Here is a 14,025-nt window from a genome sequence, read left to right on the forward strand (position 1 = left end):
TGTCACCCTTACTTTTACCTTAATGGTTTATTTTTTAATAATGATTTTTTTAGCCCCTGCTTGAGAAGTTTTTTTTGTTTTTTCAACTCCCCTGACCCTAATGTTTTTACTGATATCAAATTTCTTTGTGCCTTTTTCTTTTTTTAAATCTGCAACCAAAGATTCAATATCTTTTAATTTATCTGATAAATAAGATTCCCTCTCTTTATTGGTTTTGAATGTCTTATTTTCTATCTCTGCTATTAAATTTTCGACATTGTTTTCTGCAATATGTATATTTATTTCTTTAAAGTTTTCAAGTTCTTTCTTGATTTTTTCTTCTAGATTCAAAATTGTTTTTGATTTAGGTTTTGCACTTTTAAGGAGTTCTTCTCTTTTACTTTCTGATTTTTTAAATAGTTCATTCGTTTTTCAAATTGTTTTATTTTCTTTGATACCAGCTTTTCTTTTTTCTTCAGCTTCTTTAAACAATCGCATTTTTCTTTGAATCTCATTTTCTTGTATGTGCTTTGTGAAGTTTTTTTCATGAAACTCTTGCGCTCTTTTGGCGTATGTTTTTGTGCTATCTGATTTTGATAAGTCCGTATAAAGGTTGGCATCAACACCACCAGTTCTCTTTAACTCTTCAATCTTTTGTAATTTTGCTATTACAGGGTCTTTTTCAATTATCTCTTTTTGTAAGTCATTTGTTTTTTTTCTAGCACCACTTATTATGCTCCCTAGTGGGCTATTATTTAAGGGTTTATTAATTGAAATTCTTTTCTTAATTTCATCAAGTTTAGTAGAGGTATCCTTGTTGTCATTTACCTCGCTTACACTAAAGTCATTTTCCTTTTCTTTTGGTTTCACACTATCAGAGAACTCCGGTTCGATGTTCAATAATGGGTCGTCATTAAATGACCAATGATTGGGTACGCGTGACTCTTCTTGGTTTGCATACTCACTTTTGTTTGGTTTTTTTCTTTTACTAAATAACCCCATAATTGACCCCCTTTTGCTCTTGCTAATAATATTTTATACTTTTTATTCTGCTTGATTCCATATTTTGCCTTCCGAATTTAGCTTGATTCTTATTATTTATTTTAACAATATCTCCTGTAAAATGAATTTTATTTTTTGTGATAGCTTCACCAACTCCGTAAATATCAACTGGTGTTTTTAAATCTTCAAAGTATTTAATTTTTTTCTCATCAAAACCTGATGAAACTATTATCTTTACATGACCAAATCCTTCAAGATCTAACTTCTGTCGCAATAATTTGACCAAAGTGGGGTTAACACCATGTAATTCATTATCTTTTTCTACAAAATCTTTTAAAGACTCATCAACAAGTGATTGCGAAGTATCAAGACGTACAGCGTACAAACTATTGCCAAACTCTTTAGCGACAGCTAAACTGTCATTTATACAATCATTATTATAATCAACTAGGGCTACTAAATTATTATTTGGAAACATCTCCTTATAAGCCTTGGCAGCTTCAATTATATCACCGTCAAAAGCAGCGATAAGGGCATGCGGCATAGTACCACTTAAGTTATATTCTATTTGCAAGTATTCAAAGCTTGCTGGAGAGACCAATGATTTAATGCCACCAACGAAGGACGAATAACCATCAACTTGTTGATTAGAATAGTAATCCATACGATCGTTCATATTAAGTATTTTTTTACCGTTCGATACTTTAGTAAGATTGCGTGCATTTGTTGCTATTGTAGTACATCTTGACAAAATGCCGTCAAATAATCCTTCGTAAATAGCAAACTTCTCGTAATTACCCGTAATTTTTAGAACGGGTTCATTTGCATTTACTATATCTCCATCTGAAAGTCCTTCAACAATTAAATCTTTATGACCACTTAGTCTTAATATTTCTTTTATAATTTCGATTCCGCATAAGACTACATCATTTCGTCTTTGAAATCACTGCATTGAAACAGTTTGGTCGGGTTTATACTTCTTTAAAATTAACTTAGTTTTTTTGAAATAGTCAGCGATATAATAATCTTCAAAAATTCTTATGTCTATATTAAATTTATTTTTCACCAAAAACACCTTCAAACTTTTGACCAATATAACTGTCTGGAAGATTTAATTCTATGATTCCGCTTGCGTTTGGGTCGCTATCAATTTTCAATTCTTTTGCAGAGCAAAGCATACCAAATGAGTCATAACCTTTTAATTTACCATGACCTATCCTTATACCATTTGGCATCCATGACCCTTCGGTCGCTAAAACTGTGACTAAGTCTTTTCTTACATTTTTAGCACCACAAACTATCTGGATTGACTGTCCATTAAGTATTACTTCACATAGAGACAAGTGAGTCCCTTCAATTTTTTCACATTTTGTGACTTTGGTAATAACAAATTGCTTATGAAAATTAACTTCCTTGAAATATCCAGAAACTTCTTTCTTTACATAATTTTCATAGTTTTCATTTTGTAAAAAATTATTTTTTGTTTTATCAATATTTGGATTAAAAATATTAAATCCAACAATTTCATTATTTGAGTATAAAATTACTAAATTATTTTTAACTTTTAAAAAATCGATTTTTTTGTTTTCTATAGTTACCAATAATACGTCGAAAGCATCGCAATATCTAATAAATCATTTCATTTTTACTCTCCTATAACCCTTGGATTATCTTCAAAACAATTATATAATAAATAATGTCTTTTACATAACTAAGCGCGTAAATGCTTCCAAAAAGTGTCTAAGCAAATATCTTGCACCCTTAATGGGTCATTGCTTTAAATAAGCAATTTTAAAAAATAAAAGGGAGAAATTATATGAAAATAGCATTAATAATTGATTCTGCTTCAGGAATCAAAAATACTCAAGATTACAAAGATCTTTATCTTGTTCCATTAATGATAACAAAAGAAAATGGGGAACAAGTTGCAGATGATGAAAGTTTATCTTTTGATGACTTTTATGAACTATTTGATTCTGAGTTATTAAAAACTTCACAATCAATTCCTGGAGAGATGATGAAAAAATGAGATGAACTTTTAGAGTCTTACGACCAAGTGATTTGCTTATTGATATCAAAAGGATTATCAGGTCAATTTAATACTTGTTACATGATGGCTCAAGATGAACCTTACAAAGGTAAAGTGTTCGTTGTGGATACTAATGGTGTAGCAATATTACTAAAAAAACAAGTCTCAGAAACGCTTGAGTATATAAAACAAGGAAAAACAGGAGAAGAAATAACTAGACTTATTGAAGAATCAAACCAAGATTTTACTTGTTTTATAATACCAAAATCTTTAAAACAACTTGTAAGAGGTGGAAGAATTAGCAAGAGTGCAGCTAGTTTAGCTAAAATTTTGAAAATAACACCGATTCTAAAATATGACGGAACAATTGACAAAGAAGGAAAGACTAGAACTTTTAAAAAAGCCATTGAACAGTCTTTAGACTTGTTGGAAAAGAAATGCAAAGATGGAGATAAAATCTTGGATATTGCATATTCAAGATCAGAAGATGAAACAATAACTCTTGTAAAAAAATCTATAGAAGAAAAAGGTTTTAAAATTAATGTTACACAAGAGATGCCAAACACAATAACTTGCCATACAGGTAGAGAAACATTTGCATTAGCTGTATGAAAGAAATAGTTTATAATAAGAGATAGAAAAAGAGGGATCGTATGAAAATAGGAATATTGGTGGACTCTTCGTCAGGTATCTTAACGCAAGATCTTGTTGGTACAAACATTGATTTAATAAATCTACACATTATCAAACAAGATGAAGAAGATTTTATAGATACACCAGAAAATGTTGAGAAACACAAAGTGTTTGATGCAATAAAAAATAACGAAAAAATATCTACAAGCCAAGCTTCTCCAGGAGAATTGATGGTGAAATATGATGAAATGTTAGGAAAGTATGACCATATAATACATATAACAATAACACCTAACCTTTCAAGTATGCACGCAACAGCATATGGGGTGGCTAATGCTCCCGAATACAATGGTAAAGTGTCTGTTTGAGATCATGGATTAGCAGCAAACGTAATCAAATCATTAGTTTTTAAGTTCAATGATATGATAAATAACAACGTCACAGATATAACTTTGTTTGAAAAAGAATTAAGATTATGAGAGAAAAAAACTTTAGTAGTAATTGTACCTGGTGATCTTTCGAAACTAGCAAAAAGTGGTCGTGGTAAGGCTGTGCTACTTGCCTTGATGAAGATGTTTAAAACAAAGGTTGCTATTCACTGATGTGGTAAACCGAAAAAAATAGCTATGGGTAGAACAGTAGCATCAGTATTAGAAAAGGTTGCTCAATATTTTAAAAAATCTTTGGGCAATCATTTAAAAATAACCTTTTTACACACACAAGAAACCTCAAATAAAATAATAACTCAAATAAAAAATGTCATGAGTGAAAATAAAATCGAATTCGACACAGACATAGTGCCCCCAATTTATGCTTGCCATGCTGGTGTAGATACTATTGGTTTCGTCGCTTATGATGAAAAATTATTTAAAAAATAAGGCTATTATTCAAATAATATACAAAAAAACACTCAGTACGGTAGTTAACCAAGAGTGTTTTTTTTATAGGCTATTGCTTGTTAATATTTTTTTAAATGCTCATTTTTTTGAAGTTAAACAAATTAATTTTTAAACTAAATTTTTATCTGATCAATAACTTAAATAAGGCTTTTTAATAAGTTACTTTACTAATTAATGATTTTCAATATTGGCAGGGGTAGCAGGACTTGAACCCACGACACTCGGATTTGGAGTCCGATGTTCTACCAACTGAACTATACCCCTAATAAAAAAACCTTCAGTTGAAGGTTGTATTCTATATTGGCAGGGGTAGCAGGACTTGAACCCACGACACTCGGATTTGAAGTCCGATGTTCTACCAACTGAACTATACCCCTATTTTTCAACCTTTTTATTATACATTAAATTAAAAAGATTGAAGACGCTTTTTTAATTCTTACTACAATTTTTACAAGTGCCGTGCATTTCTAGTTTGAAATGATCGAGTTTCATATCAATAGATGAAGCTATTAAACTAAACTGTGAAAACAAATCATTAGTTAATGAAGAACTTTCAATATGTTCGAAACTACCGCACTCATGGCACTTTACATGTATAAGTTGTGGAGCAACTGCTTCATAAATAATTTGTTTCCCGTTGATAGTATTTGCAAAAAGTAAATGCATTTCAAGAAGTAAATCAACGTTATTATAAATAGACATCACATTAACTGATCCCATTTTATTTTCAACATCACTTACAAGTTCGTTAATTGTAAAATGCTTACTTGTTGCAACACATTCAAGAACTGCCAAACGAAGAGCAGTTAATTTAATTTTTTTTTCTTTGAAAATATTAACATATTCTTCATAAAGCTTTGTGTTCATTTTATTTTACCAATGCCTCTACTGTATTCAATAAATCCCCTACGGTTTTCATATTTAATAATTGATCGTCTGATAATGTTATATTTAATTTTTCTTCCAAAATTATAACCATATCCATAAGGTCTAAGGAATCCAAACCCATTGACTTAAATTCACTTTCTTTAGTTATAGACCCTTTAGCACCTTTTTCAACAAGTGCTTTTTTTATTTCTTCAAAATAATTCATTTTATCACCTTTATAATTATATATTTATAATAGTATAATTTCAATCATATATTTTAGCTGCACCCTGATAAGTGGCTTTTATGCTTCGGGTTTTATTTGGTGAATCAATACTGAAAACTAGAGATATTTTTTCGTTAGTGGGTCCAAGTTTTTGAAACTCTAACATAAAATAATACTTAAACAAGGTCAATACAAAATAAGTTTGCTCAAAATCAAAATCCAACATATACATTTTTTGATTCTCTTTGAAATCTATGTTATGGTTGGTATTCACAAAATCTAGCATTTCTGCTTCCTTATCTTTTCCGTCTATGGGTACTTCGGTATTATCATTTACGATATCCACGCTACTTGTTTTAATGAATTTTCAAATTATAAGCGAAGACGTAATAATTACAGCAACTACAATAAAAGTTGGTAAAAATATTTTAAAAAATTTGCTTTTCGTTTTCATTTATAAATTTCACCCCTTTATCTATATCCAATAAATCAACTTGTAATATCTGGTCTAGGGTATAATTCAACATGTAACTGAATTTCAAATCGGCATCTAACTCTTTAACTATTTTAAAAGTATCAATAAAATAAGAATCATTTTTCAAATTATTGCTCACAGCTATTTCTAAATCATTAAAGTTTATAAACCAAATATAAAATAACGGTCCTTTATATAGAGGATTTAATATAATGCCTTCGTGACCGCTTTCATCAATTATAACTTTGTTTGTTTTGATATCTAATTTAGTCTTATCAATAGTTTCTATTGAAAAAGAATCCCCCTCGAAATTAACTTTGTCTTCTTTTCTCTTTATAGAATAATAGTTATCTAGGTTGTCATTGCCTTTTAGATAAGATGTACTTTTAACTTTTGAGAAAGTTGCAAAACTGTTAACATAACCATCCATTAGTCTATTAACTAAAACACCAAGTGAACTATTTTCAGTATCATCCTCTTTTATATAACTATTTTTAAAATCCAACTTCGTGTTGATTATATTTATATTATTTTTAGAATTAGTTATGTTCATTTCCCTTCGCAATAAATTAATATAGTGTGATCTTTTTTCATTTTCATAGTCCATATTTATATATGCAGATATGAAGTTGTGTTCTATAAGCATTGATGATTCTTTAAAACTTTTATGTTCAATGACAGGATGCCTATCTATAAAAATATTTCCTTTAACATCACCAACTAATGGCACATCTGTTGTAACAAAATAATGCAGACTAAAGGCTATTTGATTTAACAATGTTCACCCAAACTTTTCATAATCTATCAAGACCTCGGTAAATTCGTAAACACTGTAATTAGGTTTTTCGTCACCCCTTGAAATACTTCCGAATCTTATAATTATATTATCTTTAGGATCTGTTCAAAGTGGGACTAAACCTTTTTCACTTCTAACGTATAATTTTATTTCGGCATTATCTATAGATACCCTTCAAAACTCATTTTTACTATTTTTTTCAAAAAAATCTTTGTTGTTTTCATACACCAAGTTTAATCTAACAAAAAGTTTAAAATATCTTTTATCTCCTTTATAAAATGACTCATTTATAAAGCAAACATCTAAGCTAACTTTACTTTCGGCAGCAGTTACAACAGAAATACTATTTTTTAGAACCGTCTTTTCTTCAATAGTAATTTCATCCTTTATTTCATAATTGATGTTATCACCCCCATTAATATACTCGTATAAAAACTAGAAAATATTCAACTTATAAATTATAAAGAGCAAAATAAAAAAGCTCCTTAAAGCTTTTCATTTTTCTATTTAATGGGGCGTATAAAGGGAATTGAACCCTCGAATGCCGGGACCACAACCCGGTGCGTTAACCACTTCGCCATATACGCCGTTTGTGTTTTTCAACTTTATAATTATACTTAAAATTTTGATTTTTTAAAATATTTTAAGAATTTTTAGTGCCTAAAAAAATAAAAAACAGTCTCTATGAAACTGTTAGTATTTCTGGTTTTTCTAATATTTCTTTTAACTTGGATAAAAATCTCCCTGCTTCTGCTGCATCAATTATTCTTTGATCAACAGTTAGGGTAGTATTCATGATTGCTTTTATAGCCAACTTTTCATTGTCTATTACAACTGGCTTTTTAACAACCTTACCGACACCAATGACAGCGGCATTTGGATAAAATATAGTTGGAGTTGCTTGAATTGCACCAATATTACCATAGTTAGCAACTGTAATTGTGCTTCCTTCGGTCTCATAATTGTAAAGTTCACCAGATCTTAGTCTTTGTGTCATTTCTTTGATGTCAATAGCAACTTCCTTTACTGATAGTTTTTCTACAAACTTAAGAACAGGTATTATTAACCCTTCGCTTGTTTCAGTTGCCAATCCTATATTATGATATTTTTTTATCAGTATTTCATTACTTTCAGGGTCATAACTTGAGTTAAGTTTTGGATGTTCCTCTAATGCTATAGATATTGCTTTAGCAATAAAAGCTATTGTAGGAAACTTAATGTGATTTTGTGTTTGTTTTAACATATGTTTAAGTTTTAATATAGAAGACATATCTATTTCGGTTGAGATAGTTAAAGGTGGAATATAACTTTGACTAAGTATCATCGACTTAACAGCCGCATTTCTATTCTCATTAACTTTCTTTCTGTGAACAACCTTGTTGATATCGGTACCTTCGTAATGAAGATGACCTAAATTATTTTCTGGTTTAGAACTCTCGAAGTTCACAGTTTTCATATCACCGTAATTTTTTCTTTGTTTATCAATATAATCCAAATCTTTCTTATCTGAGTTTTTTATTTGTTTTGTGAACTCTTTAATCTCTGACTTTATTAGCTCTTTAATTTCATTAATACTTGTTTTTGGACCACCAGTATTCATATTTTGCATAAGATTCTGCATAATCATATATTGCATTAGTTGAGAGAAGGTGTCACTCCCGCCCCCTAAATGGATGCCATTATTGAGTTTTTGTGTGGCTGCTGCTAGTTGATTTTGTTGGATTAAAGTATTTTGCAAATCGTTTACTTGTTTTTTCAAGAAATTTATTGTATTCTCTGCTTCTGACTCACCAGACAAATTTTTAAAATCTCCACCTTGTTTCAATAACTCTTTTAAAAGTTGTTGATACTCGTTTTTTGTAGTTTTAGTTTTTTCCAATTGCTCTCTTCTTCTTTTTTTAGCTTTAAACTCACGATAAAGTTCTTCAAAGTCATCGCTTTCCGAATCAAAATCTTCTTCTAGATTATATGTTTGTGTATCGTTTAAAGGTTTTTCGCTACGCATATCAAGTTCATTAGTTTCATGCTTATATTTTTTTTGTTTATTTGATACCAACTCTTGCTCCTTTTTAAGGTCTCTATCTTCTGACTCAATTTCTCCCTCTTTATAAGCTGTGTATAAATTTGAAGCGCGTAACCATGCCTCGAACTCTTTTTTTCCTTTCGGAGTTTTATTATATGGTATATAACTTGTCTCTCCGGTTCTACCATTTTGGTATGGTACATTTGCAAAAAACTCTTTAGGGATTTTGCCGCCTCGCAAAGCTTCATAAAAAGGATTGTCGTTTTGAAATATTCCTTGCTCAACCGCTCTTCTTCTATCATCAATTATATTTCTTTCATCACGTTCTTTTATTAAATTCCAACGCTTGTTTATATCATATAAACTAGTCATTCTAGACTCAGCGTAACTTTTGTTTTTCTTAGCTTCAATTTCATTTACTAATTGAGAAGGATTTTTTTTAGGCATAACAAAACCATGATGTGTTGAAACATCATTTATATCTATTGGATCATTATCAAATTCATCATTAGACTGAGTCGATGTTTGAGACACTGCACTTTCCTCCTCTTGAGAGATTGTTTTGTTAATGTTGCTAAGCTTTTGTTGTTGTTCATTAAAGGCTTTAACATCACCGCCTACTTCATTTAGTTTTTCCACTCTTGAGGCAATAATGTTTCTTAATATTAGCGGTCTTCCTTTTTCATCTACATTAGTCATAGCATTTACTGATTCATCAATCTCTTTTGTTTCTTTGAAGTTGTTTTCTTCTAAAAGTTTTTCTTTTCTAGCTTGAATCATCTGTCTGAACTTACTAGGTCCAGCGCCATCTGAGGCAAAGATATTTTCTCCATCTTTAGAAATGAGATCACTATTTTGCATTTTTAATAATTCTTCTTTGCTAAGGTCACCTAGGGTTTTGTTTTGTGGTGCATTTTTTACCGACTTCTTTATATTCTCTCTAATTGCAGCAAATTTATCTTTTAGATGAGTTTCTTTATTTTCAAGTTTCTCAAATTTATCTTTAGAATCCATCAAATCATCTTCTGAACTAGAAAATGGTGTGATAGCTTGATTATATTTGTCATACAAAACAGCCCCTGAGAACTCATCAGCGGGTGTACTTGCAGATTGGAATTTTGAATCATCAATATTTTCTGGAAGATAAATTCCATCGACAACAGATTCTTCATAACCTTCTTTTGTAAAATGTCTATTTTTAAATTTTGAAATTTCTTTTTCACCAATGGCAATATTTGCAAGAATGCTCCCGTTTTTAACACTGCTTCCCAGTTTGATTGTTTTAACAATCATTCCATTATAATTGGACTTGATCTTTACTTCTCCACCTTCATCTAATTTGATTAAGGCAAAATCGTCCCCAAATGCTATGTGTTCTCCTGTAAAAAGTCATTCTACTACTCTTCCTTTTGATGGTAAATTTCTAGCCCTTAAATGTACCATATGAACCTCATTCCTTTTAATTATACCATTTTGGGTATATATTAATGTCACATAATATTATATATCATTCTATAGCGATTTTAAAAGTCTCCCTTAATGATTGCTATAAATGGGAACACCATTATTCAAAACCCACACTTTAATAATCGAAGCTAATTTAATAATTTTGAATTATTTAGGTGTTTATCATTAATTTAGTGACTTGTTTTAACGGGTTTATAATAAAAGTTATTATGCATTGGTAGGAAACGATACGCCTAGTTTTTTCAAAATAAAACAATTATAATACTAATAAGTAAAGGAGAAATTATGAAAGATAAATTAAGAGCACAAGACAATTTCTATGATTATATTAATAAAAAATGAATAGAGGAGAATGACTTACCTGAAGGTTATGCTTCTTGGGGAAGTTTCGAAATATTGAGGAAAAAATCGATTGATGATATTAAAGATTTAATATTTGATATGAAAAATAAATCTGATAAAGCAATTCGAGACCAAAAACTAATAATTAATTTGTTTAATAATTATTTAAACAAAGATTTTAGAAATAAAGAAGGTTTAAAACCTATAGAAAATATTATTAAAGATATTGATAACCTAAAAAGTAAGGAAGAATTTACCAATTTCTTGATTAAAATGTTTGACAAGTATAGTTTATCTTTCTTTCATTCAAAGAGCGTGGATGCCGATTACAAAAATAGTAATTTAAGAGCACTTATGATAGGTTCAATGGACTTGGGTATGAGTGATCGAGATTTTTATGAAACAACACATCCAAGACACAAAGATATCAAGGAAGCTTATAAAATCTATATAGATAATTTATTAAGGGTATCAAAAATTAGTTTTAAAACTAAAGACCTTTTTGAATTAATATATAACTTTGAATATGAAGTGTCTAGAAGTATGTTACGTAGAGAAGAATTTAGAGTACCAGAAAATATATATAACATTTTTACAATTGATGAATTGAATAATGTGTGTTCATTCATCGATTGAAGTAAATATTTGAGTGAAACTGGTTACGATAAAGCAAGCAAAATAATTGTTACTGAGCCGAATTACTTAAAAAAACTAAATGAGTTGCTGGCAACTTTATCAGTTGAAGACTTAAAGGATATTTTAACTTTCAAGGTTATAGCAGGATTTTCTTCATTAACTTCTGATGAACTATACGATATTAACTTCCAATACTCTACAATATTCACAGGTGTAAAAGAAAAACGTCCAGAAATAGAAAGAGCTGTTGAGTTTGTAAATAATAGTTTAGGGGAGTTATTAGGGAAAGAGTATGTGAAAAAACATTTCTCAGAAGATGCAAAGAACGATGTTCTAGATATAGTTAAAAAATTAATAAAAGTGTACTCAAAAAGAATACAGGACTTAACTTGAATGACAGATACTACAAAGAAAAAAGCATTAGAGAAATTAAATAATTTCACCATTAAAATTGGTTACCCTGATAAGTTCGAGAATTTTGATGATATAGAAATTAAAACTTATGAAGAGGGTCATTCATTGATTGATAATATTCAAGCAATAAAAAAACATTTTGTAAAAAAAGAGCTTGCAGAAATTAATGACCCAGTGGATAAAGAAAAATGGTATATGTACCCTCAAACTGTTAACGCTTACTATAGTCCATCTTCAAATGAAATTTGTTTCCCGGCAGCGATACTTCAAAGTCCTTTTTATAATATTAACGAGTCTAGAGCAAAAAATCTTGGTGGGATCGGTGCTGTAATAGGTCATGAAGTAAGTCATGGATTTGATGATGAAGGTGGTAAGTTTGATAAAGATGGGAACCTTAATAATTGATGATCAGAAGAAGATTATAAACAATATAATAACTTAACTAAAAAACTAGTTGAACAATATAATTCTTATAAAATTAAAGATTCAAATGTCAATGGTACTTTAACCTTAGGTGAAAATATCGGTGACTTAAGTGGTTTAGCCGCTGCATTGGACATTTGTCTTGAAGAATGCCCAAACGACCTTAAAACTTTTTTTGAAAGCTTTGCATTTATTTGAAGAAGAAAGTCTACTGATGAACTGAAAAATACTAGGTTACTTGTTGACCCTCACTCTCCTGAAGAGTTTAGATGTAATGGAGTTTTGGTTAATATAGACAAATTCCATGAAGTGTACCAAACAAAACCTGGTGACGGGATGTATAAATCTCCAGAAGATCGAATAAAAGTTTGATAATCAAATAAAAAAATGCCTTAGCTTAAACTAGGGCATTTTTTTATTGTCTTTATTTTGTAAACTTTCAATAATTTGCTCATACCTTTTGTAATCATTGTTTGAAATAAGGACTCCTTTTTTCACAAGTCTTTGCAATCTCTTAGCTTCCCTTAAGTTATGTTTTACGAAACTCTTATCCATTGTGCTAAGAGTATTTAATAGTTCATTCAACGCTTCTTTATTCCGCTTCGCTTCTAATCGAGTTTTACTTTTTTGCAATCTTTCGTTAACTCGTGTTTTTTTAAGTTCGCTCTTATATTCATCTAATTTCTTTTTTCTCTCTGTTTTACTAAGAGTTTTTAAAGAAGTTTTTCAGTTTCTCAACTCAGTATTTGTATGTATTAATAATATTTTTAAATAATACATCATATTTTTCTTGTTTAACTTTTCGATTTTTATTCTATAATCGTGTTCTTCTTTTGAAAGAAGATTCTCATTTATATCATGTCAACGATAAAACTTTTTGTTATTTCAATTTAAATAGAACAATTGTGCAGCGATAACAATCGCACTAATGCAAAAGCAAGCTAAAACAAAAATCATAATTGCGTGTGTTTGGGAAATATTATTAGTTGGGAATCAAACATTACCATTTACATCTTTTAAAGTATAGTTAGTATGCAAATTCATAAACCAATACGGAAATCACATTTGAGAAGTATAGGGATTGGCATTTTGAATTGAACCTGCTTTATCTCCAAAAATTTTTTCCCAACTGCTAACTCAGTGACCATTGTCATAAGTATATATATTCGAGAAGAATTTTGGTCCGTATAACCTGAATCTATATTCTCCACGAATCATGGCGTAACAAAGATAACCTAATGGGTAAAGAGTTATCCCGTACATTGATAATTTACCATGTTCTCGGAAACTATAATAATAGTCACCAGAAGATATCGTGAAATAATAAATCATTATCGAAGGAATTATCAAGTGTAGGATAATTGTTGAAACTCAATTAGCTTTTTGATAAGACCCAAACTCATCTTTTGAAGAGACTAAACCAAGTCAAAAAACAAACATAGTAGTTGTAATATATACTGTGATAGCAAGTTCGATACCGAATGGAGGTTTTTTATTATACGCTTCCTTTAAGCACAATGCAAAAATTAAGTAAAAAACAACTAAATAATTTGATTGAGTAGTAAAGAAAGAGTAATATATATTCAATCTTTCTATTGTTGGTAAACTTGATACATTTTTTTTAGGAATATATATTTGAAATAAAAAATCAAGTATCAAAAACGCAATCATAAAAATTAAAAGAACCATTTTTATTGAAAACTCTAAATTTCTATTTATCTTCACAATTACGTACTCCTTTACTTTTGCTAAAAATTATTCTTGAAGAAAGTTAATTTCACTAAACTAATATAAAAATTATACACCTAGATATA

The 14,025-nt window shown here is 29.6% G+C and carries 12 protein-coding genes and 3 tRNA genes; 3 read left to right on the forward strand and 12 right to left on the reverse strand.

Going from position 1 to position 14,025, the window contains the following annotated elements:
* Positions 1-27: 27 nt before the first annotated feature.
* Genes AAHM92_RS04655 through ytpR form a run of 3 tightly spaced genes read right to left on the reverse strand, consistent with a single transcriptional unit; the run spans position 28 to position 2,624 of the window.
* Entirely contained in the window at positions 28-981 is a 954-nt protein-coding gene (locus tag AAHM92_RS04655) for a hypothetical protein (RefSeq protein ID WP_500222316.1), read from the reverse strand.
* A 22-nt stretch (positions 982-1,003) separates the two neighbouring features.
* Positions 1,004-2,047, reverse strand: a complete 1,044-nt coding sequence (locus tag AAHM92_RS04660) for a nicotinate phosphoribosyltransferase (RefSeq protein ID WP_500222318.1) — start codon at positions 2,045-2,047, stop codon at positions 1,004-1,006.
* Complete coding sequence (gene ytpR, locus AAHM92_RS04665) at positions 2,037-2,624, reverse strand: YtpR family tRNA-binding protein (RefSeq protein WP_500222319.1); 588 nt, start codon at positions 2,622-2,624, stop codon at positions 2,037-2,039. Before ytpR ends, AAHM92_RS04660 begins: the two co-directional genes overlap by 11 nt.
* 173 nt (positions 2,625-2,797) lie before the next feature.
* Between ytpR and AAHM92_RS04670 the strand changes: the two genes are divergently transcribed.
* On the forward strand, positions 2,798-3,631 hold the full coding sequence (locus AAHM92_RS04670; RefSeq protein WP_500222321.1) for a DegV family protein: 834 nt from the start codon (positions 2,798-2,800) through the stop codon (positions 3,629-3,631).
* 32 nt (positions 3,632-3,663) lie between these two features.
* On the forward strand, positions 3,664-4,521 hold the full coding sequence (locus tag AAHM92_RS04675) for a DegV family protein (protein WP_500222322.1): 858 nt from the start codon (positions 3,664-3,666) through the stop codon (positions 4,519-4,521).
* A 209-nt stretch (positions 4,522-4,730) separates the two neighbouring features.
* Here AAHM92_RS04675 and AAHM92_RS04680 read toward each other — a convergent pair.
* From AAHM92_RS04680 to AAHM92_RS04715, 8 genes are all read right to left on the reverse strand, one after another.
* Positions 4,731-4,806, reverse strand: a tRNA-Trp gene (locus AAHM92_RS04680).
* A gap of 37 nt (positions 4,807-4,843) precedes the next feature.
* Positions 4,844-4,919 (reverse strand) — tRNA-Trp (locus tag AAHM92_RS04685).
* A 52-nt stretch (positions 4,920-4,971) separates the two neighbouring features.
* Positions 4,972-5,409, reverse strand: coding sequence for a Fur family transcriptional regulator (locus AAHM92_RS04690; RefSeq protein ID WP_023790090.1), 438 nt, complete (start codon positions 5,407-5,409; stop codon positions 4,972-4,974).
* A 1-nt stretch (position 5,410) separates the two neighbouring features.
* Positions 5,411-5,635, reverse strand: coding sequence for an acyl carrier protein (locus AAHM92_RS04695; protein ID WP_500222323.1), 225 nt, complete (start codon positions 5,633-5,635; stop codon positions 5,411-5,413).
* Between the two features lie 16 nt (positions 5,636-5,651).
* On the reverse strand, positions 5,652-6,089 hold the full coding sequence (locus AAHM92_RS04700) for a hypothetical protein (protein WP_500222324.1): 438 nt from the start codon (positions 6,087-6,089) through the stop codon (positions 5,652-5,654).
* Complete coding sequence (locus AAHM92_RS04705) at positions 6,064-7,134, reverse strand: hypothetical protein (protein ID WP_500222326.1); 1,071 nt, start codon at positions 7,132-7,134, stop codon at positions 6,064-6,066. Before AAHM92_RS04705 ends, AAHM92_RS04700 begins: the two co-directional genes overlap by 26 nt.
* A gap of 283 nt (positions 7,135-7,417) precedes the next feature.
* A tRNA-His gene (locus tag AAHM92_RS04710) sits at positions 7,418-7,493 on the reverse strand.
* Positions 7,494-7,588: 95 nt separating this feature from the next.
* Complete coding sequence (locus tag AAHM92_RS04715) at positions 7,589-10,372, reverse strand: 2-oxo acid dehydrogenase subunit E2 (RefSeq protein ID WP_500222327.1); 2,784 nt, start codon at positions 10,370-10,372, stop codon at positions 7,589-7,591.
* A 309-nt stretch (positions 10,373-10,681) separates the two neighbouring features.
* Between AAHM92_RS04715 and AAHM92_RS04720 the strand changes: the two genes are divergently transcribed.
* Entirely contained in the window at positions 10,682-12,586 is a 1,905-nt protein-coding gene (locus AAHM92_RS04720; protein WP_500222328.1) for a M13 family metallopeptidase, read from the forward strand.
* Positions 12,587-12,613: 27 nt separating this feature from the next.
* Here the strand turns inward: AAHM92_RS04720 and AAHM92_RS04725 are convergent, their stop codons facing one another.
* Positions 12,614-13,936, reverse strand: coding sequence for a Pr6Pr family membrane protein (locus AAHM92_RS04725; protein ID WP_500222330.1), 1,323 nt, complete (start codon positions 13,934-13,936; stop codon positions 12,614-12,616).
* Positions 13,937-14,025 lie beyond the last annotated feature (89 nt).

Origin of the sequence: Spiroplasma endosymbiont of Melanargia galathea (assembly GCF_964031075.1) — a bacterium.
Classification (GTDB): Bacteria; Bacillota_I; Bacilli_A; order Mycoplasmatales; family Mycoplasmataceae; genus Spiroplasma_A; species Spiroplasma_A apis.